Source organism: Methylocystis sp. B8 (genome assembly GCF_005771425.1).
Taxonomy (GTDB): domain Bacteria; phylum Pseudomonadota; class Alphaproteobacteria; order Rhizobiales; family Beijerinckiaceae; genus Methylocystis.
Window position 1 is genome coordinate 93,672 of the sequence record NZ_VBTZ01000010.1, and the last position, 20,808, is coordinate 114,479.

At 62.3% G+C, this 20,808-nt stretch carries 18 protein-coding genes and 2 pseudogenes; 9 read left to right on the plus strand and 11 right to left on the minus strand.

Features of this window, described 5'->3' with window-relative positions; all coding sequences use genetic code 11:
* Positions 1-3: 3 nt before the first annotated feature.
* Positions 4-1,149, minus strand: a complete 1,146-nt coding sequence (locus FEV16_RS14525; RefSeq protein ID WP_138168334.1) for a DUF1403 family protein — start codon at positions 1,147-1,149, stop codon at positions 4-6.
* Between the two features lie 254 nt (positions 1,150-1,403).
* Between FEV16_RS14525 and FEV16_RS14530 the strand changes: the two genes are divergently transcribed.
* The 4 genes from FEV16_RS14530 to FEV16_RS16980 all read left to right on the plus strand — a co-directional run bounded on the left by FEV16_RS14530 (position 1,404) and on the right by FEV16_RS16980 (position 3,607).
* Positions 1,404-2,537 carry a tyrosine-type recombinase/integrase gene (locus FEV16_RS14530; protein ID WP_138168335.1) on the plus strand — a complete coding sequence of 378 codons (1,134 nt, stop codon included), beginning with the start codon at positions 1,404-1,406 and terminating at the stop codon, positions 2,535-2,537.
* A gap of 98 nt (positions 2,538-2,635) precedes the next feature.
* Entirely contained in the window at positions 2,636-2,983 is a 348-nt protein-coding gene (locus tag FEV16_RS14535; protein ID WP_138168336.1) for a type II toxin-antitoxin system RelE/ParE family toxin, read from the plus strand.
* 4 nt (positions 2,984-2,987) lie between these two features.
* On the plus strand, positions 2,988-3,335 hold the full coding sequence (locus tag FEV16_RS14540; RefSeq protein WP_138168337.1) for a helix-turn-helix domain-containing protein: 348 nt from the start codon (positions 2,988-2,990) through the stop codon (positions 3,333-3,335).
* A 65-nt stretch (positions 3,336-3,400) separates the two neighbouring features.
* Entirely contained in the window at positions 3,401-3,607 is a 207-nt protein-coding gene (locus FEV16_RS16980; RefSeq protein WP_171015243.1) for a DUF433 domain-containing protein, read from the plus strand.
* Positions 3,608-3,715: 108 nt separating this feature from the next.
* On the opposite strand, the gene FEV16_RS14550 is transcribed toward FEV16_RS16980, so the two are convergent.
* From FEV16_RS14550 to FEV16_RS14570, 5 genes are all read right to left on the minus strand, one after another.
* A complete protein-coding gene (locus tag FEV16_RS14550; protein ID WP_138168339.1) occupies positions 3,716-3,940 on the minus strand; it encodes a hypothetical protein in 225 nt (74 codons plus the stop codon).
* A 74-nt stretch (positions 3,941-4,014) separates the two neighbouring features.
* The gene (gene repC / locus FEV16_RS14555) at positions 4,015-5,385 is read right to left on the minus strand and encodes a plasmid replication protein RepC (protein WP_138168340.1); all 1,371 of its coding nucleotides are present in this window, start codon (positions 5,383-5,385) and stop codon (positions 4,015-4,017) included.
* A 170-nt stretch (positions 5,386-5,555) separates the two neighbouring features.
* Complete coding sequence (repB, locus tag FEV16_RS14560; protein ID WP_171015244.1) at positions 5,556-6,572, minus strand: plasmid partitioning protein RepB; 1,017 nt, start codon at positions 6,570-6,572, stop codon at positions 5,556-5,558.
* Complete coding sequence (gene repA / locus FEV16_RS14565; protein WP_138168342.1) at positions 6,569-7,786, minus strand: plasmid partitioning protein RepA; 1,218 nt, start codon at positions 7,784-7,786, stop codon at positions 6,569-6,571. The genes repB and repA overlap by 4 nt, the downstream gene beginning before the upstream one ends.
* A gap of 152 nt (positions 7,787-7,938) precedes the next feature.
* Positions 7,939-8,874: a DUF2493 domain-containing protein gene (locus FEV16_RS14570; protein WP_138168343.1), complete on the minus strand. Its 936-nt coding sequence runs from the start codon at positions 8,872-8,874 to the stop codon at positions 7,939-7,941.
* A 606-nt stretch (positions 8,875-9,480) separates the two neighbouring features.
* On the opposite strand from FEV16_RS14570, the pseudogene FEV16_RS14575 reads away from it, so the two are divergent.
* Positions 9,481-10,207: pseudogene (locus FEV16_RS14575) on the plus strand (sulfite exporter TauE/SafE family protein).
* A gap of 70 nt (positions 10,208-10,277) precedes the next feature.
* On the opposite strand, the gene FEV16_RS14580 reads toward FEV16_RS14575, so the two are convergent.
* Positions 10,278-10,751, minus strand: coding sequence for a helix-turn-helix domain-containing protein (locus tag FEV16_RS14580; RefSeq protein ID WP_138168344.1), 474 nt, complete (start codon positions 10,749-10,751; stop codon positions 10,278-10,280).
* A 276-nt stretch (positions 10,752-11,027) separates the two neighbouring features.
* Here FEV16_RS14580 and merT point away from each other — a divergent pair, with 276 nt between their 5' ends.
* The 4 genes from merT to FEV16_RS14600 all read left to right on the plus strand — a co-directional run bounded on the left by merT (position 11,028) and on the right by FEV16_RS14600 (position 13,758).
* Positions 11,028-11,378, plus strand: coding sequence for a mercuric ion transporter MerT (merT, locus tag FEV16_RS14585; protein WP_138168345.1), 351 nt, complete (start codon positions 11,028-11,030; stop codon positions 11,376-11,378).
* 16 nt (positions 11,379-11,394) lie between these two features.
* On the plus strand, positions 11,395-11,673 hold the full coding sequence (gene merP / locus FEV16_RS14590; protein WP_138168346.1) for a mercury resistance system periplasmic binding protein MerP: 279 nt from the start codon (positions 11,395-11,397) through the stop codon (positions 11,671-11,673).
* Between the two features lie 162 nt (positions 11,674-11,835).
* Positions 11,836-13,512: a mercury(II) reductase gene (merA, locus tag FEV16_RS14595; protein ID WP_281404862.1), complete on the plus strand. Its 1,677-nt coding sequence runs from the start codon at positions 11,836-11,838 to the stop codon at positions 13,510-13,512.
* Complete coding sequence (locus FEV16_RS14600) at positions 13,513-13,758, plus strand: hypothetical protein (protein WP_138168348.1); 246 nt, start codon at positions 13,513-13,515, stop codon at positions 13,756-13,758.
* A gap of 169 nt (positions 13,759-13,927) precedes the next feature.
* Here the strand turns inward: FEV16_RS14600 and FEV16_RS14605 are convergent, their stop codons facing one another.
* From FEV16_RS14605 to FEV16_RS16985, 4 genes and pseudogenes are all read right to left on the minus strand, one after another.
* The gene (locus FEV16_RS14605; RefSeq protein ID WP_171015245.1) at positions 13,928-14,926 is read right to left on the minus strand and encodes a toprim domain-containing protein; all 999 of its coding nucleotides are present in this window, start codon (positions 14,924-14,926) and stop codon (positions 13,928-13,930) included.
* Positions 14,927-14,940: 14 nt separating this feature from the next.
* Positions 14,941-19,305 (minus strand): strawberry notch-like NTP hydrolase domain-containing protein, encoded by a 4,365-nt coding sequence (locus tag FEV16_RS14610; RefSeq protein ID WP_246657355.1) that lies wholly within the window; start codon positions 19,303-19,305, stop codon positions 14,941-14,943.
* Between the two features lie 254 nt (positions 19,306-19,559).
* Positions 19,560-19,904: a hypothetical protein gene (locus tag FEV16_RS14615; RefSeq protein WP_210234900.1), complete on the minus strand. Its 345-nt coding sequence runs from the start codon at positions 19,902-19,904 to the stop codon at positions 19,560-19,562.
* 81 nt (positions 19,905-19,985) lie between these two features.
* Positions 19,986-20,808: pseudogene (locus FEV16_RS16985) on the minus strand (DNA-binding protein); the annotation flags it as partial.

Below are 20,808 nucleotides of genomic sequence, written 5' to 3' on the forward strand. Positions count from 1 at the left end.
TCTTTACAATCCGTAGAGTCGAAAATTTGCCCGGCCGGTAAGTTCCCGAACGGCGCCAAGCGCGACCAGTCGATCGAACAGACGCCGCGAAGCGCGTTCGGAAAGCCCCCCCGCTTTCGCCGCCCGCGCCGGCGACACGCAATCGTCGTCGAGCAACAAGGTGACCACGCGTTCCGCTCGCTTGGCGCGCAGTTTTGGCGTGACGCTCAGCAACTTGTCTGACCGGCGCGCCAGCTCACTGGCAAGCGCATAAGCGTCCTGTGCGGCGCGCGCAGCAGCGCGTGCGACGCTCACAGACCAATCGGGATCGCTCGGCCGCGGTCGTCGATTGGACGCCGTGCGTAACGAAGGGTGTGTTACTACCGTCGCCAACAGCGGCAGCGGCGCCGCCCACGCGAGGCGTCGCGCCAGCACAAGATCGGCGAGCCACAACGCGAAAATTTCCGCGTCAATTTGCGGCGCGTCGCTCATGCTCTGCAGCGACGCCGCGCTCACGCGCGCCGCTGCATTGAGCGGATTCCCAACCGTCGAAGCTTCCTCTGCGAGGTCGACAAGCGCTGTGACGTTGATGTGCGGCGGCAACTCGAGGCAATCGGCGGCGGTTCGCATGAACGCGGCGTCGAGCCGCGCATTGTTCTGGCCCTGGCTCATCGCGAAGAGTCGCCAGAGGCGATGCAGGCGCCCGCCCGGCGTCAGCGCCGCGTTAAAGCCGGCGAGATGTTCGGCGTCGCGTAACGCGCCTTCGTCTTCGCGTAAGCGCGCGATCGTTGCGCAGGCGACAGCGGCGCGCAAAGCGAGACGCTGTCGCAGCGCGCCGACGAAGACGGGTTCAGCGCCGTCTGTGCCGAAGTTTTTGCCGGCGCTCGAAACATCGGCGGAGCCGATTCCGGCGCGCGAAATATCGGCGCCGGAACGCATAATCTGGTCGAGCCGCGCGAGACTGGCGCCGGCGGCGAAGACGGCGTCGGCCGCGGCGTCTGCGTTGTCGACGGGGTTCGTTCGCAGCCGTGCCCAGGACGGAAACGGCTGGATTTCAAGGGATTTTTGTACGGCTGCCGTTGAATCGTCGCGGATGCGCCTGCGGCGTTTCGCCATCGCGGTCGACGGCGCTGGCGGGTCAAACAAGGCGTCCGAATCATCTTCCAACATGTAAGAATCGTAAGCTCGCAACGAGTCCGGCGACAAGTTGCGGCGGCGCTTTATTGTTAAAATTCGCTATCGATCCGCCGCGCTTGTCGTCTCGCCTCTATGTCCGATAATGTGGGCTTATCGGACATGATTCGGAACCTGCGGACTTCCGGGCGATCGGATCCGAAATCGGCCGCCAAGAGCCTGCCGAGGCGTCGGATTTTTTGATCCCGAGATCGAGTGAGCGCCCAGAGAGACGCCAAAACGAGGACGAGATGGCCCATCCCGAAGACGATAATGCGCGCGGCCAGGCGCTCGCCGCGCGCGCCCCCTCCCCTCCCCATCTCGCCGCCCTCTCAGAAAAAGCCCGCGATTACGCCCGCAACGCCCGCTCCGACAACACAAGACGCGCCTATGACGCCGATTGGCGGCAGTTTTGCGCCTGGCTGCGTCGGCAGGGCCTCGATCCCCTGCCCCCGGACCCGCAAACCATCGGCCTCTATCTCGCCGCCTGCATGGAGGGCGGAGTCTCTGCCGGCGCGCGAAACATCGGCGCCGGAAGTCGCGAGCCGGTTTCAGTCGCCACTTTGGAGCGACGGCTCGCCGGCATTTGTTGGCATTACCGCCAGCGCGGCGAACCGCTCGACACTGCCGACCGGCATATTTCGACGGTGCTCGCCGGCATTCGCCGCGCCCATGGCCGCCCCCCTCTCCAAAAAGAAGCGATCTTCGCCGATGAACTGCTGGCGATGCTGGCGACGCTCGATATGGATCTGCGCGGGTTGCGTGATCGCGCCATTCTCGCAATCGGCTTCGCCGGCGGGTTACGGCGTTCGGAAATCGTCGGGCTCGATTGCGGCCCCGACCAGAGCGAAGACGGCGCCGGCTGGGTCGAGATTTTTCCCTCTGGCGCCGATGTTTCGAGCGCCAGAAAAGACTTTGCGGATATATCCAGGGCCAGCAATAACGACGGCGGCGCGGTGCTGCAAATCTCTGGCAAGACCGGTTGGCGCGAGGTCGAAATCGGCCGCGGCTCGCGTCCCGAGACCTGCCCCGTCGCGCTGCTCGAGACCTGGTTGCAGCTCGGCCGCATCAGCCATGGCCCCCTCTTCCGCCGCGTCGCGCGCAAGAACGGCGGCGTCTCGCCCGAGCGCCTCTCCGACAAGCACGTCGCCCGACTGGTGCAGAAAACCGCCCTCGCCGCCGGTATTCGCGGCGATCTTTCGGAGGGCGAACGCAAACGCGCCTTTTCTGGCCATTCGCTGCGCGCCGGGCTTGCCTCGTCTGCGCAAATCGATGAGGCGCATCTCCAAAAGCATCTTGGCCACGCCTCCGCCGAGATGACCCGCCGCTACCAGCGAAAACGCGACCGGTTCCGGGTCAATCTCACCAAGGCCGCCGGGTTGTAACCGAGGGCGTTCGCATCGTCCTTCGCTGCGGGGCGCCCGCGATAAGATCGCCGCGACGACCACTTGTCTAAATACCCCTTTGGGGTATATTGCGACCGATGAAAAGCGCGTCGCTGATCACCGTGGTCGAGACGGCGCCCTATCTGGCCGACGCGGTGCAATTGATGGACGAAGCCGAAAGGATCGACGTGGTCAACACGATCGCTGCCGATCCTCAAGCTGGAGACGTGGTCCCAGGCACCGGCGGGTTGCGAAAAGTTCGCATTCCGCTGAAAGGCCGGGGAAAGAGAGGCGGAGCGCGGCTCATCACCTTCTTTCACGACGCAGACATGCCGGTGTTTCTCATCGCGGTCTACGCCAAGAATGTGCAAGGCGATCTCGACTCCAGGCAACGCAAGGCGGCGACGGCGCTCACCACGGCAATTCGCGCTCAGTTCGGGAGGTAGCGATATGGACGGCAAGGATTTCGGTAAGCTGATCGCGGGCCTCGAAGATGCTCTGGCCTATGCGAAAGGACGTAAAAGCCCTGGCGCGCGCGCGCATCGCGTCAAGGTCGATCGCTCATTTATCGCGGAAACCCGTCTTAAGGCGGGTCTGACGCAGGAAGAATTTGCAAAGGTCACCGGCGCATCTCTCGGGACAGTGCGCAAATGGGAACGCGGAGAACGATCCCCGTCGGGCGCCGCCGGCATGTTGGTGCGAATTCTTGCGCGCGATCCGGCGTTGGTGATCAAGGAGGCGGGTCTCGCGAGGACAGTGACCCGCCGGCGTTCGGGCCGGTCCGACAAAGCCGCATAACACAACGCACGAAGGGAACTACGGGTCTGGTTCGCTCAGAAAATCGGGCGTCGGACGATGTCTACGTGGGTGACGCCTGGATCGAAAGCGTCCCAGGAATCAAGGGCGGCGCGCCGGTTATCAAGGGCACGCGCATCACGGCGCACGCCGTTGAAGCGCGGTTGTCGCCCGGCGACAGTCTCGACGAGATCCCCGCCGAGAACCCTGATTTACCGCGTGAAGCTTTCGAGGCGGCCGTCCTCTTCGCCAAAGCGCATCCCCTCTCCGGCTGAGCCCTCGTTGCGGCGGCGCTCTCCTTCCTGAAGGCGCAGGCAGCCGTTCCGATGGAACGCGACGGTCAACCCCTATCTCGAATTTGACGCACATGGCTGCCCGACGCTTCATTCGCTGTCAGCGCCCGACTGAATATCCAAGTGTTCCGAATCCAAGAATGACGGCAACTGACCATATGTGGCGGCGGCGGTCAGCGCCTGCGCGGCGATGTCGCCTGCCCGGATCAAGAGATCGGCTGGCGCCGCCTGACCCTCCGCCGCCAGCGGACCAAGGTCGATGATCTTGACCAGCGCGTCGGAAAGGATGGCGAGTTGGGTCCTCGTGTCGTTCATCGCGTCCGCGCTCCCTCAACCCGCAACGATAATCGCCAAATCCATGGCATGGAAAGCCGCGGCAAAATCTTCGCTCAACCCGCCTGTCTCCGCTCGCGAGCCGCTTTTGCAGCCTTGCCGCGCAGCAGCGCCATTAGCACTGGGCCGAGTGAGAATTCCCCTTCCCGCGCCTTGGCGGTCAGAACCCGCAAATAGCCGCCGGGCGATTTTATTTCCTCACCCCGCTGCAGAATGGCGGCGATGATGATCGAGGCGTCATGTTCGCCGAGAACGTCGAACGCCTGCTTCCAGGCGTCGGGCGACACGCCCAGCGCCGAGCGCACGATCGCCGCTGCGTCAATCAGATCGCGCCAGCAGGAAATCTCGCCGCCCTTTGCGTAATCGACAATATCGGGACAGGCTTGCAGCACCATGCCGAGCGGATAGGTTCGTGGCGGCGATGTCTGTCGTTTGCCGATTCCTGAACTGAGAGCTTCGACTTCTGAAGTCCCTGTCCTATCGGCATTCGGCTTTTCCGGCATTGGCCCGGAGGTTTCGCCCCTGCCTTCTTGAAGGTCAGGTTCAAAATCAGGAATGTTTGTGATTTGATTCTGTATATGGCGCTCAGTTTGAGACTCACTGGCGCTATTTTTTTGGCCTTTTACGTGTGTTTCGAGCAACTTCTGGATCTCGGTTGCGAAGGCCGCCAATTCGCCGGCTAAAGCGTCCAGGTCGGACCTCCCGAGGCTGCGAGTATACCGCCCCGCGAGGACCTGGTAGCGCCCATAGAGGCCTTCCCAGTCGCAGATATCCTGCCCGTCTATCGAGAACGGCGCGAAGCGAACGCCCTCCTCCATGCCGGTCTCGACCATCTTGACGATGTCGCGCCGCACGATCGTGATCTTCTCGCGCAGCAACGCGATGGCGCGGTTCTCGGCGCGCACTTCCTCGGCGAGATTTTCGATCTCGGCCGCGCGCGCGATTAAAGGCGTAAGATCGAAGCCGAAGGCTTCCGCTATTTCGCCGCCCTGCCCTCTCCTGGCGAAGCGTTTGCCGTTCGGCGAGTCGCGCCGGATGATCAGCCCGGTCTCGACGAGCGAAGCGAGATGACGGCGCAGCGTCGCCGGCGCCATGCCATGGGCGCGGATCGAGAGTTCCCTGTTTGACGGGAACACCACGATCCCGGGAGCCGGTGAATCGCCCTCTCCCTCCCCGGCATCGGCCTCTGGAAGCGTCAGCGCCGTTTCCTGGTGGAAACTGAGCAAGGCGTGCAAGACCGACAGCGCCCGATCGGCGACGCCAAGCGGCCCTTTGGCTTCCGTGAGCGCGCGAAACAGCCGCCACTTATGGACGACCGTCTCGGACGCATCGGGTTTCGCCGCGAAATCTCGCGTCGCCGCCTGCGTCGCCACCATGGCGAGCGACAGCGGCCGCCGCCCGAAGGGCGTCGTTGGATATGTGCGCATGATCCTTTGCCTCGTTCAGGCAAAAGAAATCTGCTCGCCGAAACGGCGCCGACTCTTGACAGCGATTCGCGGAAGTGTGATTCTCTGAGTGCTAAATCTGAGAAGGGCTTCCGGGCGGAGACGTTTCGGGGGCCTTTTTCTTTTGCTGGCGATACTCCTTTCGCCTGACCTCAATAATCTTTCGACTTGCCGTCTCCGGCTTCGAAAGCGCGAAACTCCTCGAACAACTCAGGCAAGCGCGTGGTCAGGAAGTGCGCGAACGCGCTTCCAACCGGTTTCGCCAGCCTTACTTTCACATCACGCTCGGAAGCGCGGATGTCGGCAATGGATTGCCCGGCCGAATCTCTGATCTCGATAATTTGGTGGGCAGGGGCATTCGCAGTTTCATGCCGTTTGGCGGCTCCTAAGACGCGAGCGAAACGCTCGTCGCTATCGGCTTTGATGAACGCCGGCAGAATGGCTATAGCGTGTGCGCGCTTGGTCGCCGCCTTTTCACGCAACAGCTCGGCGAGCTCCAGCCAGCGGCCTCGCCCGATCTTCGGCGCCTTTCCAATGGCCTGAATCAAATCATCTGGAACGGCTTTGGCGACGGCGATCAGCTTGGACGCTTCCGCGCGGTCGATAGCAAGCGCTTGTTGAATAACAGCGCGGCTGCGCCCCGCCGCCTCCAAGCGGAGGGCAAAGACTGCTCGCTCGATAAAGCTCAAATCCTCACGCGCCGAATTTTCGAGTCCTTGAGCGACGACAAGTTCGTCGTCGCTGAGCGCTCGGACAATCGCTTTGACCGGTCGCTCCAATAACCTTGCGGCGCGAATGCGGCGATGGCCGAAAGCGGTCTGATAGCGACCCATCAGAACACTGTGAGCACGTAGCAGAACGGGAATTTCCTGCCCACGGTCGGCAATCGACTGCTTCAACGCCTCGAACGCCGAGTCGTCTTCCTGGGCAAAGCGGTCGGCGAAGGGCGATGGGTCTATAAGCGCCGGGTCGATCTCGATCACCTGCTCGCTGCCTGCGACGCGGGCGCGCAAAACTTCGTTCTCACGCTCGATTTCCGAAAAGCTGTCTTTCATTGATCGCACAGCTCCGGACGCCACCCGCCGCGACTCAGGACTGTTGTCAGCAGACAACACGGGGGAGGGGGGCTGGGCGAACAAGTGGCGAATCGTATCGGTGCGTTTGCTCATCGCCGCCACACCTTCTTCAGGAGTCCGAGGATTTCCAAATTCGCGCCATTTACCGATTCAAGCGCCCGCTCATAGGCGGCGCGGCCGACGGAGCCTTTCTCGAGCTCGTAGAGCGATTGCTTGGTGAGCCCCGCATTGGCGATGGCAGTTGATTTCCACACCGTCGCCCCCAAAACGTCATCGCTAAAAAGATTACGAAGTAGAGCGACAATCTGCGTTTCGGGCACGTCGTTGGGATCGTGGCGGGTCACTACATAGCGGATGAAGTCATAAACGAGATTGCCGCCGGCCTCCTCGATGACCGCCATTACGTCTGACGTCATCAGCAGGAACTGGCTCATGGAGGCCACATCCACCATCTGCGGGTGAATGGTCACCAGCATGGCGGTCGCCGCGTTCAGCGCCCCCATGGTGAGGTAGCCCAACTGCGGCGGACAATCGATCACGACAATGTCAAAATCGTTTTCGACCTCCGCGATGGCGCTTCCAACGCGGCGAAAGAAGAGGTCACCGCCCCGCAACGACCGCTCGACCATAGCGCGAGGCGTGTGGTGCTCGAACTCCATCAATTCCAGATTCCCCGGCACAAGCGACACACCGGTGAAATATGTTGGCCGCACCACGTCGCGCATCGGTCGGCGCGCATCGTCATATCGAATCGCGCCGTAAAGGGTCTCTCCTTCGCCGATATCGAATTCCGGCTGATAGCCGAACATGGCGGATAAGGACGCTTGCGGGTCCAAATCGATCGCCAGCACCCGATAGCCTTCCAAGGCAAGAAATTGGGTGAGGTAGAGCGCCGTCGTCGTCTTGGCGGAGCCGCCCTTGAAATTGGCGACGGCGACGATCTGCAGCTTTTCGCCTAGCCGGCGGGTAGGCAGGAATTCGAGCGCTTCCTTCGGTCGTGCGCCGGCCAGATATTCCCGCAGTTGGCCTATCTGCTCCGGCGTATACGAGCGGCGGCCACCAGCGGATAGTGCCGGGGAAGGACCAAGACCATCGAGCGACAATTGGCGGAGATAACCGTCGGACACGCCGAGAAATCGCGCGACCTCACCGGACGAAAACGACCGAAGCGTCTTTTTCGACGCCGGAGGAAACAGCGTCGCGCTCAACGTCTGCATCTGTCCCGAAAGAATTTTGGCGTGACGAGTCATCCGCGCAAGCGCATTCTCAGGCACCAAAGAAGGCACGGCGTTCAAGAGGGTCGCCATCAAAACGGTTCTCGATCGTTAAACGGTATAATTCCGTCTCCAACTAGACGGCGATTCTCGGATCTTTGCAAGAAATAAAGAGTTAATGACAACTTAATGGGCTTTATGCGCGATCGCGAGAAAGCCAATCGCGCATTTCCCAGGCGCGTTGTTCACACGCCGCCTTTATCGAATCGCCACACCGGAATTCCCATCTTGCGTGCCTTGTCGGCGAGATTTTCGACGATGCCTGAACCGGGGAACACGATCACGCCGATCGGCAATGTCTCGAGCATCACGTCATTGCGCTTGAAGGGCGCGGCGTTCTTGTGACGGCTCCAGTCCGGCTTGAAGGCGACCTGGAGAATCTTGCGATTGTCCGCCCAGCACGAAGCGATTCGTTCTGCGCCTTTCGAGGCGCCGCCATGGAGAAGGACCATGTCGGGATGCTTCGCGCAGACCTTGTCGAGCGCGTCCCAAATCCGCCGATGATCGTTGCATTCCGCTCCGCCGGCGAACGCTATCCGCGGTCCACGCGGCAAGAGCACTTGCGTCTCAGCAAGCTTCTTGGCGTTCAGAAAATCGCGGCTGTCGATCATCGCCGCCGTCAGCGTGCGGTGATTGACCTTTGAACCGGAGCGGGGACGCCAGACCGAGCCCGTCTCGGCCGCATAGAGTTCGGCGAGATGGTCGCGGAAGAATTCGAAAGCGTTGCGCCGCTCGGTAAGCGTCAGCCCTTGCGCGATCAGTCGCTCCAATTCGACGGAGCGGATTTCTGAGCCGTCCTGTTCGGCCTGCGACCGCCGCTGCGTGGTTTCGTTGTCGTCGAGATCGCGATCGATTCGCCCCGCCTTGCGATGAAACAGGTTGACGAAAGACCAGAGTAGATCGGTCAGGTCGGCTTCGAGCCGCGTATTGAGAAAGAGATTCGAAAGCGACTCGACAGCGGATTCGAGCGCCATTGCCCCAAGGTCGGAGGAGGGCAGGGGACGTGGGTCCGGTTCGTCGTCAAAGGGGCGATAACCGTGAAGCGCGAGTTCGTCGAGGAGATATGATGACGACGGTTCGCAAGGAGCGTCGCAGGGGATAGACCTGATGTCGAGATCCATGGCCGTTGCTCTTTCGCTTGTGGCCGCGCCGATTGCGGCCTGACAGCGATCATGAGCCACGGGCGGATCGCGCCGCACCCGAAGGGCCAAAGCGCAGCGGAGGACATTTCTCGACGGCTTCTTTGAAGCGCGAGGAATGCCCGGCGCTTGAGCGTCGGGCAGGGGAAAGAAGTCGGCGGGCAGCGTTGCGGCAAGCGAGCCGCTTGTGGCGGCATCGCTGCTCTCTCAGGCCGGCGCGCGGGCCCTCTCTGCGAAGAATCCGCCTGGTCGAAGAAGCCAGTTCCCACCACGGAACGACCTTCGCGAGCGCATCGAATTTTTCAAAGCTCTCGGCACGAACTCGAAACGTTCGGCGCCGAACGGCGCGCTGGACTCGTGATCGAAATCCGCGACACGAACGCGGTGGTCAAAGGCTCTTTCCGGCTTGAACTCGTCGGCGCGCGAAGTCCGGCGGGAGCCTCGCGTCACGCAAATTTTTCTGCATCCCGTTGCTCGTGGTCGCCGTAGCGGCACGTTCCGTGCGACGCTGCGAAAAAGGGGGCGGACGTGAGAGACAATAAAGCGGCGGCGTTCGGCGGCGGGGCAATTATCGGAACGCTTGGCGGCTTGATAGGGCTGGGAGGCGCCGAATTTCGCCTGCCGCTGCTCATTGGGGCTTTCCAGTTCCCGGCACTCGAAGCGGTCATCGTCAATAAGGCGTCAAGTCTTGTGGTCGTCGCTTCGGCGTTGCCTTTTCGGGCTGCCGCCGTGCCGTTTGGCGAGGTCTCCGCGCATTGGTCGATTGTCCTCAACCTGCTGGCGGGAAGCCTTTTCGGCGCATGGTTTGGGGCCGCGTGGGCGACCCGCCTGAAATCCGGAACGCTCTATCGCGTGATTGCCCTCCTGCTCATGAGCATTGCTGCCCTGCTGCTGTTCGGCCACGACCAGCACGCGGGCGGGCAAGCGCTCGCAAGCGGCAATCTCCAACTCGTCGCGGGAGTAGCGGCGGGCTTCGTCATCGGGGTCGTCGCCTCGCTTCTCGGCGTTGCGGGCGGTGAGCTTCTTATCCCGACCCTTGTCCTGCTGTTCGGCGTGGATATCAAACTTGCGGGAAGCCTCTCGCTCGCGGTCAGTCTGCCGACGATGATCGTTTGGCTTCACCCGTTACAGCCGCGACCGCAGCTTCGCGGTGTTGGCACAAAACTTCTTCTTCGTCCTCGTTATGGCGTTCGGCTCCATTGTCGGGACGTTCATCGGCAGCCGGCTGCTCGGCATTGTGCCGAGCGTAATTTTGCTCCCACTACTCGCTGCGATCCTTATGGCCTCCGGCGTCAAAGTCTGGCGGCATGAATAGCATTTAGAATTTATATCGCTAACGCAACGCCCCTCAAAGACGTTCCCCTTTGGCCCATGTCGAAACCTAATCAATGCAGTCTTCGGCGAAGCGCTTTCTTGGGCGGCGATTGACTCGTGTGGGTCTCACCGGATGGCGGCAGTGCATCAAAAAGTGCATCGATGATTGCGCATTCTGGGACTCGTTCTCCGCTGCACTGCGCGGCCATTTCTTCCATCACTCGTTTGAGCCGCTTCAAATCTTCGATCTTGCGGCGAATCTCAGCCACGTGATCCAAGGTCAACTCACGAACTTGCGTGCAGGTAAAGGCGTGCCCATCCACGAGGCGGAGAAGGTCACGGATTTCATCGAGGCTGAAACCAAGTTGCCGGCTTCGTCGTACGAAGCTCAGCCGCTTGAGGTGGTCAGCGCCATAGATGCGATAGCCGCTGGCGCTGCGAGCGGGCGCGGGCATGACGCCGATTTTCTCATAGTAGCGGATCGTCTCAATATTCACGTCGCTTTGCTTTGACAATTCGCCGATCGAGAAGCCTGTCGCTTTCATCGCCGCCGGCCCTCCTTTCGGAAAAAAACCCTCTTGACCCTGTAGCGGCTACAGGCCCTACGATTACAATAGGACAACTCCAAAAGACAGACAACGGCGCGTCGGAACGGCTTTCCGGTCTTATGAGGAGGACACTGCAATGTGTGACGGCGAAGGGCTTGGCCTCATCCAGATGGCGATGACGCCGATCGGACTTGCGGTGACGGTTGCGGTTGCCGGCGCGCTATTTCTTTTTGCGCGCTGGGTCATGGCCGATTGAACAACGAAGAGGAGCCCATGTCTGAACAATCACACGGCCGTAAGGCTCTGGTCGCCGGCGGTGTCGCCGCGATCCTCGCCTCGGCTTGCTGCCTTGGGCCGCTGCTGTTGGTGAGCCTCGGATTTAGCGGCGCATGGCTCGGCAATTTCAAAGCGTTCGAGCCGTTCCGGCCGCTGTTCCTCAGCGCCGGATTCGTTGCGCTGTTCTTCGCTTGGCGGCGAATCTACCGCCCGGCTACGGCCTGCAAGCCGGGAGAGGTCTGCGCCATGCCGGAAGTGAGGTCGATCCACAAAGTAATCTTCTGGGGCGTATCCGCGCTCGTCGGCGGGGCGACGATTTTCCCTTACGTGCTGCCGCTGTTCTACTGAAAGAGGGCTCCCGATCATGAAAAAACTCGCCGCAGTCGTTACCTTGGCGGTCGCCTTCAGCGCGCCGGCCTATGCCTCAACGAAGACCGTCACTTTGTCGGTGTCGAACATGACCTGCGCCGCCTGCCCGATTACGGTCAAGAAAGCGCTCTCCAAGGTCGATGGCGTAGAAAAGGCCGAGGTGAGCTACGAGAACAAAGAAGCCGTCGTGACTTACGACGACACGAAAACAAACGTCGAAGCGCTCACCAAGGCGACCGAGGGAGCCGGCTACCCTTCCGCACTGAAGAACTGAGTCATGGATCAACGACCCTCGTTCAAGACGGCGTTCGCCGACTCGATTGCCGTTGCTGCAAGCCATGCCACGCCGTTTTTCGCGCGCGTCCGTAGCGCCATTGGGCAGCTACTTGGCGCTGGCGCAACCCGCGCCGCACATGAGCCGAAACGCGAAAACAATGTGGTCTTGCAAATCGTCGGCATGACCTGCGGCAGCTGTGCGGGTCACGTCGAAAAGGCGTTGCTGAAAGCTCCCGGCGTCGATGAAGTGACCGTATCCTACGCCGAAGGGACGGCGCGGGTCAGCGGCGGTGCGACGCTCGATCCGGCGGCGCTTTCCGCCGCTGTGCAAGCGGCAGGCTATCAAGCTGTGGTCGCAAAACGCGCCCGCGCCGCCACCCCTCCAGAGGGGCCCTCTGGTAAATTACCCGGCAGAGGAGCCAAGCCGGAACGCCGGGGTGCGCCCTTACAGGTGGCGATCATCGGCAGCGGCGGAGCGGCCATGGCGGCGGCGTTGCGCGTCGCCGAAGACGGCGCGCGAGTTACGCTGATCGAGCGCGGAGTCATCGGCGGCACTTGCGTCAATGTCGGCTGCGTGCCTTCCAAGATCATGATCCGCGCCGCCCATATCGCGCATCTGCGCCGCAAGAGCCCGTTTGACGAAGGCATTGGCGCGAGCAAGCCGGCGATTAAGCGGGAGAAGCTGCTCGCCCAACAACAGGCGCGCGTCGATGAGCTGCGCCACGCCAAATACGAGAGTATTCTAGAAGGCAATACCGCCATCACCGTCCTGCGCGGCGCAGCAAGGTTCAAAGACGATCGCGGGTTGATTGTTCAGTTGAACGAAGGCGGCGAAAGCGAAGTCAGATTCGACCGCTGCCTGATCGCCACGGGAGCGAGTCCGGCCGTTCCGCCCATCCCCGGATTGAAAGAGACGCCTTATTGGACGTCGACCGAGTCGCTTGAAAGCGACACGATCCCTCAGCGCCTGGCTGTAATCGGTTCGTCAGTCGTGGCTGTTGAACTGGCGCAAGCCTTCGCCCGGCTCGGCAGCAAGGTGACAATCCTCGCACGCAGCACGCTGTTCTTCCGCGAAGACCCTGCGATCGGCGAGGCGGTCACGGCGGCGTTTCGCGCTGAGGGCGTTGAGGTGCTGGAACACACGCAAGCAAGCCGCGTGGCGTTCACGGATGGTGAATTCGTGCTCGCGATCGGTAGCATGGAATTACGCGCCGACAAGTTACTGGTCGCCACCGGCCGCACGCCGAACACGCGCGGGCTGGCGCTCGAAGCCGCCGGCGTCGCTGTCAGTCCACAGGGCGCAATCATTGTTGACACGGGCATGCACGCCAGCGCACCCAACATTTACGCCGCCGGCGACTGCACCAACCAGCCGCAATTCGTTTACGTCGCGGCGGCGGCCGGCACACGCGCGGCGATCAACATGACTGGCGGGACCGCCGTCCTGGATCTTACGGCGATGCCGACCGTGGTGTTCACTGATCCGCAAGTCGCGACTGTAGGCTACAGCGAAGCGGAAGCGCACCACGAAGGCATAGAGACGGACAGTCGCACCCTTTCGCTCGACAATGTGCCGCGTGCGCTCGCAAATTTCGACACGCGCGGGTTCATCAAGCTTGTCACAGAAGCCGGCTCCGGCCGACTCATTGGCGTGCAGGCTGTCGCGCCGGATGCGGGCGAACTGATCCAAACGGCGGCGCTCGCCATTCGAGCACGAATGACGACGCAAGAACTGGCGGACCAGTTATTCCCTTATCTGACAATGGTAGAAGGGCTAAAGCTCGCGGCGCAGACATTCTCCAAGGACGTGAAGCAACTTTCGTGTTGCGCGGGCTAAATGATGAAAGAACGCATGACGCCCTGCTGTAATGACGATCCCGCCAACTGGCGTCCGCTTAATGGCGGCCAGCGTCGAGCGAGGCTGATCGCAGGTGCCGCTCTATTGTTGCTAGCGTTCGCGCTTCCATCGACGTCCGCCGGATGGATCACGCTCGCCATTGTCATAGCCTGGTTCGGCGCGACCCATGTTCTCGCCGCCGCAATGGCCTATCCCGGCTGCCCGGAACTTGGGGTGGTGCCCTAGTCTTCTGCTTGGTCGCTGGGTCAAGGTCGGCTGCACGCCGTGGCGGTGGTTGGATGCGAAGTTGGGCCTTACAATGGAACAATGAGCTGCGGAAGCAGAACATCTCTGATCGGCTTTCGCCGTACCGATCCTGGAACATGGCACGAACGGCGTCTTCAGCGGTAAGCGCTCAAGGGATTGAGGAAGCAAGCTGACGCCGAAGGCGTTCAAGCGAGCTGTCTCGCAGATCGCAATTAAAATCCTCGCCTCGCGAGACAATCGTTTCAACATCAATGCCCGTCGCCTCGGCGCGGTCCGCGAGTTTGCGCGCGGCGTTTCGACCAGTGCGATCGTTGTCAGCGGCGATGATAAGCCGTCGCAAATTCAACGGCGGGCGCCACGCCGCGAGATGGGCCGCCGAGAGCGCCGCGACCATCGACAAATGCGGCGCGACGCTTTTAAGCGAGAGAACGGTTTCGATCCCTTCGCCGATGATCGCGAAATCGTCGATGACGCCGAAGCGCACGCCGTTACCGAGAATTACGCCAAGCGCGCGACGAGGCGAAGCGACACTCGCTTTGGCGTTGCGCGTCGGATCCAGAAACGTGCGATGGATGCCTGTGATCTCGCCGCGATGATTGGTGACGGCGGCGACGAGCGCCGGGAGCTTACGCGGCGGCGAATTGGGACTTTCGCGATAGATCAGCGCCGGATGATGGCGTAGCCGCGTGTCATGAAGATCGGCTGAGATTTTTCGCGCACGCAGATAGGCCTCGGCCTTTGTGCCTGCGATCGGCGCCGACGCCGCCCAGATTTTGCGCGCGAGCGCGATCGTGTTGCATTCCCTCGAATTCTCATTACGACGCTCTGTCGGCGTCGCGCGCGGCGCCCGCAAAAAGCGCCGCGCCTCGTCGAGCGCGCGCCCGATCGAGTCATAACCCTCGCGCGCCGCGATTAGGTCAAGAAGATCGCCGCGCTCGCCGCTTGCGGCGTCCATCCATTTCCCGCGCGCGCCTTTGCCAGAGAGCGGACCCTTGAGGCGAACGAATAGGCTGCGGCCCGCATGATTGTTGACGTCGCCGACGATCCAGTAGTTTCCAGTTCGTCGGCCATTGGAGAGATAGTGCTTGCACACAGCCTCGACATTTTCGGCAAGTCCGCGCGACAATTCCCGTGCTGGGCTCTGCATCGTCGCCTCCTTTCTCAAATGGCGGCGCGCGTTGCCGGCGCGACGCGCAGCAACGGATGCAGCTCGAGGAGCTTCTCAGCGATCGACGCCGCAGTGTCGCCGAGCGGCACGAAGAGCCGCAGTTTCCAAGCGATGATTTCTGACATGAGGCCCAACGCCTTCAACCGATCGACGCCTGTATCAGCAAAGCCGGTAAGCTCGAGCCGCTGGCGGTTCATGACCAGAGACCGCTTCAGAACGAGACCGTCGGCGAGGATGAGGCTTGCGCCGTCTTGAATGACGGCGGCGATGGCCGTCGCTGGCGAGAGGGCAGGGGCGTCGGCGCCGGAGGATTCGACCAGCGCCGCGGTACTCGCGGGGGAGACGAGCCGGCCGATAATACGCTCGCCCTCATCTGTTTGCAGCCGATAGACCCGCGCTGTTTCATCGGGGAGCCGATTCCAGACCGGCAGCAGCAAGCCAGCGACCATATGAAACGTGCTCTCGTAGAATTCTGGAATATCGGTGACCTCCGCCTCCCAGGCCGCCTGAAACTCGCTCGCGCCAACTTCCCGCCAATGCGAACGCTCCAGGGCCTCAACGGAAATCACGTCGCGATGCGCCGGACGCAGCAGACGCGCGCGCGGCTGAACCGAACCGTCGTCCAGCATGAGGCCCGTCGCTGGCAGTTTGACCGCGGCGCGGCCCGACTGTTCGTTGATCATGAGGCGGGATTTGAAGGAGGCGGCTGCAAGGTCGAGCGCCTCGGCCAGCGTCGTGATCCGCGTCCTGTCCTTGCGGGCAATCGTCAGCAATTGCGTTTGCGCGCCACTCTTGGCGTGAGAGGAAATCGTCTGGCAATTGGTCACGACGAGACTTTCGGCCGTGACCGTCTCGACGCCGACATCGAAAATCCCGGCTTGTACGGCGGCTTCAATCTGCGCCTCCATCAGCCCCTCGAAAACCTCGAACAGGCGGTTTTGCAAGGCGATCGGCAAAGCGAGGATGCGGTTGAGGAAGGTCGAGATCGGCGGCAGCTCCTCTTTGAAAGTGCCGTCCTGGTCGGTGAGATCGAGACCGGTCGCCTCCTCGAAGCGCGTCAGCGAACAGCCCTCGACCTTGCCGGCGAAGACGAGCTGATAGAGCTGGCGCAACGCGCTGCGCCCGTATGGGGATTCGAGATTGTCCTCGGGCCGGAACAGGCCCTGACCGCCAGTCTGACGCTGCCCGCGTGTGATCGCGCCGAGCGTGTCCAGACGGCGCGCGATCGTCGAGAGAAAGCGCTTCTCGCCCTTCACATTGGTCGCGACAGGGCGGAAGAGCGGCGGCTGCGCCTGATTGGTGCGATTGGTGCGGCCAAGGCCCTGTATGGCGTTATCCGCCTTCCAGCCGGGCTCCAGGAGATAATGGACACGCAGCCGCTGATTCATGGCGCTGCGTTCGGCGTGATAGGAGCGGCCCGTGCCGCCGGCGTCGGAAAAGACGAGAATGCGCTTCTCATCATCCATGAAGGCCTGCGTCTCGCCAAGATTGGCGGAAGCCGGCCGGTTTTCGACGCAAAGGTGATCCGTTCCGTCGGCGTTGGTCTTGCGGACGATCCGACGCGAACGGCCCGTGACCTCGGCGACCATGTCGGTTCTAAAACGCTGCACGATCTGATCGAGCGCGCCCTGAACGGCGGGAAGGGCGGCGAGATGTTCGATCAACCGGTCACGCCGCTCCGTCGCCTCGCGCGATTGAACGGGATTGCCATTGTCGTCGATCACGGGGCGCGAGTGCAGATCGCCATTCTCGTCGGAATAGACTTCGTAGAGCTGCGTCGGGAATGAATGGGCGAGATAGTCGAGGACATATTCGCGCGGGGTGATGTCGAGCGAGAGGTCCGCCCATTCACTCGTCGGGATTTCTGAAAGGCGGCGCTCCATCAGCGCTTCGCTCGTCGAGACGATTTGAATGACGGCGGCGTGGCCGGCCTCGAGATCGCGTTCGATCGAGGCGATCAGGCTCGGAACCTTCATCGCCGTGATCAAATGATTGAAGAAGCGCTGCTTGTTCGATTCGAAGGCCGAGCGCGCGGCGCTCTTGGCGTTGCGATTATAGGCCTTGCCGCCTTGGCCATTGATGTTGGCAGCCTCCAAGGCAGCGGTCAGATTATTGTGGATGATCTCGAAGGCGCCGGCATAGGCGTCATAGATGCGGATTTGCTCCGGGGAGAGCTGGTGCTCCAGCATCTCGACCTCGACCCCGGCGTAGGACAGGGCGCGCGACGCATAGAGGCCGAGGGCCTTGAGATCGCGCGCCAGCACTTCCATCGCCGCGATGCCGCCCGCCTCCATCGCCGCGACAAAGTCCTGACGCGTCGCGAAGGGCATGTCGGTCGAGCCCCAAAGCCCGAGACGCGTGGCATAGGCAAGATTGGCGACTGTCGTCGCCCCGGTCGCCGAGACATAGAGGACACGCGCATCGGGCAGGGCGTTCTGTAATCTCAATCCTGCACGGCCCTGCTGCGAGGCGGTTTTTTCGCCGCGTTCGCCCTTGTCGCCGACGGCGTTGGCGAGGGCGTGCGCCTCGTCGAAGACGATCACGCCATCAAATTCCGATCCCAGCCAGTCGATAATTTGCGTCAGACGCGAGGCTTTGAGCGCGCCGTCGCGGCCCTGACGTTCGTCGGAACGCAGCATGGCGTAGGTCGTAAAGAGAATGCCTTCGGCAAGACGGATCGGCGTTCCCTGCTTGAAGCGCGACAGCGGAACAGTCTGGAGCTTTTCCTGCGCCAACGCCGCCCAGTCGCGCTGCGCGTCCTCGATGAGCTTGTCGGATTTCGAGATCCAGAGCGCCTTGCGGCGACCTTTCAGCCAATTGTCGAGAAGGACGCCAGCGACCTGACGACCTTTACCGGCGCCTGTTCCGTCGCCGAGATAATAGCCGCGGCGAAACCGCACCGCCTTCTCAGCGTCATCCGGCGCGGCGGCGACCGTATCGAAGCTTTCATTGACAAGGAAAGCGCCGGCGAGGTGATCGCTGTGGGCTTCGCCGGCATAGATGACGCTCTCGAGCTGCGCGTCGGAGAGAAGCCCGGGCTCGATGACGCTTTTTGGAAGATGCGGCCGATAGGAGGGTTTTGGGGGCGCGACCGACGCCATGGCGGCGGATTGGACGAGCGTCGTCGGATGCGGGCGGGCGCCGTTGATCGCAATCGATTGGACCGAATAACGCTCATAGAGCCCAGCGCTGAGCGCGCCGCCCTCGGGCGCCTTCCAGTCGCGAGCTTCATAAGCGACTTCGACGACCGCCGCCGCTGGAATATTGCCTGCAGGAGCTGACGTTGGCGCCGCTGCGCGCGCCACGCCCGACTCTGACGCCTTGATTTGCAAAGACGCCGGACGTTTGACTGCCGAGAAGGGGAGGGGGCTTGTCGATGACGCAGTGAACGCCGTCGACTGCGCCGACGAAGCACTGAGCGCCGCGCGCGGCGGAACCTCTCGCAGAACAAGCGCGAGCAGCTCTTCGAGCGATTCAACGGGTCCGAAACCCGCGGGGAAGACTTTCGGATTCTTTGCTGGCGTCCGGTCGAAAATCGTCAGCCGGCTTTCGACGGTCGTTCCATGCCGCGCAAAAAATCCGCGCGCCAGCGAGGCGGTGAAGATAAGCCTGCCATGCTCCTGCAAACGCTCGAAACTTCCGCGCCAAGCGTTCGACGTCGGCGCAAAACTTTCGCCGGTAATGGCGACGAGCCGGCCGCCAGCGCGAAGACGCAAAAGCGCGGAACGGATATGTTCGAAGGTCGCCGGCGCGTGACGCCCTTCGATCAAGGGCGAAGCCGAGAAAGGAGGGTTCATCAGCACGACGCTCGGCGCGAGATTTCCGTCGAGCCGGTCGTTGGTCTGCGCGCCGTCGTAATGCGAGAGCGCCGCCGCCGGGAACAGTCGCCCGAGAAGCCGCTGGCGCGTCTCCGCCCATTCATTCAGGATGAGCTTCGCGCCCGAGAGCTCGGCGAAGATCGCCAGCATGCCCGTGCCGGCCGAGGGTTCGAGCACGACGTCACTAGGAGCAATTCCCGCCGCGAGACTCGCGACATAGGCGAATTCCAGCGGCGTTGAGAACTGCTGCAGCGCATGGCTTTCTTCCGAGCGCCGCGTCTCGCTCGGCAGCAGCGCCCCGATTTTTGAAAGCATAGCGAGAACACGCGCCGGATTATTTTCAGCGAGCGCGAACATCGCCGGCCCATAACGGCGCAAAAATAACACCTGCGCCGCCTCCACCGCTTCATAGGCGTCCTTCCAGCTCCAGGCCCCCTGCGCGTCGCTCGCGCCGAAGGCGCTTTCCATGGCGGATCGCAGGGCAGGGGAGTCGATCACACGCCCCTTGGCGAGATGAGCGACGAGCGTCTGCGCCGCCATGACCAGCGCATGGGGCTTATCGGTCGAAATGAAGGAAAGTTCGGATTGGTCGCGGGGTGTTTCAGCGACGGCAAGGATCGGGCTCATCGATTGTCTCCGGGGTAACGGCCCGGGACGCTCTCTCTTTGCGCTTCCCGGGCTCGCCCTCCCCGAAAAGCTCTCTTCCTATTCTCTCCCTCAGCCTCTCCCGCGCGCCTGCCGTTTGACGGCGAGCGGCCCAAACATCGCGCTGATCCGCGACATATCTCCGCTCATCACCGCTCGAACATCGCCGGCAAGCGCCGCCGGCTCATCGAGCACCGACAGCGGTGCGCGAAATGATTTCTGCCGCCCTCATAGTCGCACCTGCCGTTGCAGCTGCGGATCGGCACGCCGCTGTCGGCGCCGGTCGCGGGCTGGGAGATCTGGATGTAGATGCTCTCGCCATGCAAAATGATTTCGCCGGAGGCGGCGACGCCGCCATGGCAATTGCGGACGTCGAAAGAATTTGGCGGCAGCCACAGCTCCTTTGCGAGCGCCCGCAAGGCGGCGCGTCCTTTCGCATGAAACAGTTTCTTCTGCGCGCCGTCATAGGCGCAATGCTGGCGCCAATCGAACATCTTCATCTCCTAAAAACGAGAAGAGCCCGCCAGGTAGGGCGGGCTCTTGGTGAGCGCGGAATGTTTCGAACAGGCGCCGGACTATTCGGCGGCCTCCGGGACCATCGGTTCCGCCTCGCCCTCGGAAAGAAAGGCGGGAAGGCCGTCTTCACTTCCCGCCGGCGCTTCGTCACCGATTTGTGCGGGCGTCGCGTCAATCGCCGGGGAGTCGAAGTTTTGCGTTCGCAAGACTTCGGGCAGCCAGCCGCTGCCTTCGAGCAGGCGCTCGGCTTCCGCCGCCATGTCGGCTTTCTTCAGGTGGTCGATCATTTGCGCCGTCGCCTCGCCTTTCGCTTCGCGAACGGCGGTGAGAATCTGCGTCTTCGTCACCTTCCCGAAATAGTTCTCGACCGTCGCCCTCCAATGGTCGCGCATGTCGAGCGCAAGATGCTCGGCGAGCTGATCGGCATGATCGAATGCGGCGGCGCGCCGCTCATGTGGAAGATAGAGCGCGTTGACGCCGAAGCCGACGCAGAAGGCGAAGAGCTCGGCGCAACTCTCCGCGCTTTGCGCAATGAACCAACCCCAGAGCTCGGCGGGATTTTGTGGCAGACGCAATTGCCATTGCCCGAAACTTTCCTGAAGGGCGCTCGCCACTGGCGCGTCGCCGACGCCAGGCGCGTGAGACCCAATCGGCGCGCTACGAAACGCGATGTCGAGGCAGGAATGATGCGCCGATCCGTAGAAGATATTGAGCGCCAGCGCGTGGGTCGCCGCCAGAAACGCCGCTTCCGGATCAGCCGACAGCCTCAATCGTAGCGCCATCGTCCGATACGCGGAGAGTTCCGTACGCAGACGATCGGACAGTTTGGGAGAGGCTTCTCCCTCAATGTCCCCGTCGCCGGGCGAAACGCCCTCTGTCGAC

Excerpts from the sequence above, each read along its gene's own strand:
- repB (WP_171015244.1), bottom strand. The coding sequence starts at position 6,572 with ATGAGCAAACGCACCGATACGATTCGCCACTTGTTCGCCCAGCCCCCC.
- FEV16_RS14540 (WP_138168337.1), top strand. The coding sequence starts at position 2,988 with ATGGACGGCAAGGATTTCGGTAAGCTGATCGCGGGCCTCGAAGATGCT.
- FEV16_RS14580 (WP_138168344.1), bottom strand. The coding sequence starts at position 10,751 with ATGAAAGCGACAGGCTTCTCGATCGGCGAATTGTCAAAGCAAAGCGAC.
- FEV16_RS14535 (WP_138168336.1), top strand. The coding sequence starts at position 2,636 with ATGAAAAGCGCGTCGCTGATCACCGTGGTCGAGACGGCGCCCTATCTG.
- repC (WP_138168340.1), bottom strand. The coding sequence starts at position 5,385 with ATGCGCACATATCCAACGACGCCCTTCGGGCGGCGGCCGCTGTCGCTC.
- FEV16_RS14530 (WP_138168335.1), top strand. The coding sequence starts at position 1,404 with ATGGCCCATCCCGAAGACGATAATGCGCGCGGCCAGGCGCTCGCCGCG.
- FEV16_RS14600 (WP_138168348.1), top strand. The coding sequence starts at position 13,513 with ATGATGAAAGAACGCATGACGCCCTGCTGTAATGACGATCCCGCCAAC.
- merT (WP_138168345.1), top strand. The coding sequence starts at position 11,028 with ATGTCTGAACAATCACACGGCCGTAAGGCTCTGGTCGCCGGCGGTGTC.
- merP (WP_138168346.1), top strand. The coding sequence starts at position 11,395 with ATGAAAAAACTCGCCGCAGTCGTTACCTTGGCGGTCGCCTTCAGCGCG.
- FEV16_RS14525 (WP_138168334.1), bottom strand. The coding sequence starts at position 1,149 with ATGTTGGAAGATGATTCGGACGCCTTGTTTGACCCGCCAGCGCCGTCG.
- FEV16_RS14570 (WP_138168343.1), bottom strand. The coding sequence starts at position 8,874 with ATGGATCTCGACATCAGGTCTATCCCCTGCGACGCTCCTTGCGAACCG.
- repA (WP_138168342.1), bottom strand. The coding sequence starts at position 7,786 with ATGGCGACCCTCTTGAACGCCGTGCCTTCTTTGGTGCCTGAGAATGCG.
- FEV16_RS14550 (WP_138168339.1), bottom strand. The coding sequence starts at position 3,940 with ATGAACGACACGAGGACCCAACTCGCCATCCTTTCCGACGCGCTGGTC.
- FEV16_RS14615 (WP_210234900.1), bottom strand. The coding sequence starts at position 19,904 with ATGTTCGATTGGCGCCAGCATTGCGCCTATGACGGCGCGCAGAAGAAA.
- FEV16_RS14605 (WP_171015245.1), bottom strand. The coding sequence starts at position 14,926 with ATGCAGAGCCCAGCACGGGAATTGTCGCGCGGACTTGCCGAAAATGTC.
- FEV16_RS14610 (WP_246657355.1), bottom strand. The coding sequence starts at position 19,305 with ATGGCGGCGCAGACGCTCGTCGCTCATCTCGCCAAGGGGCGTGTGATC.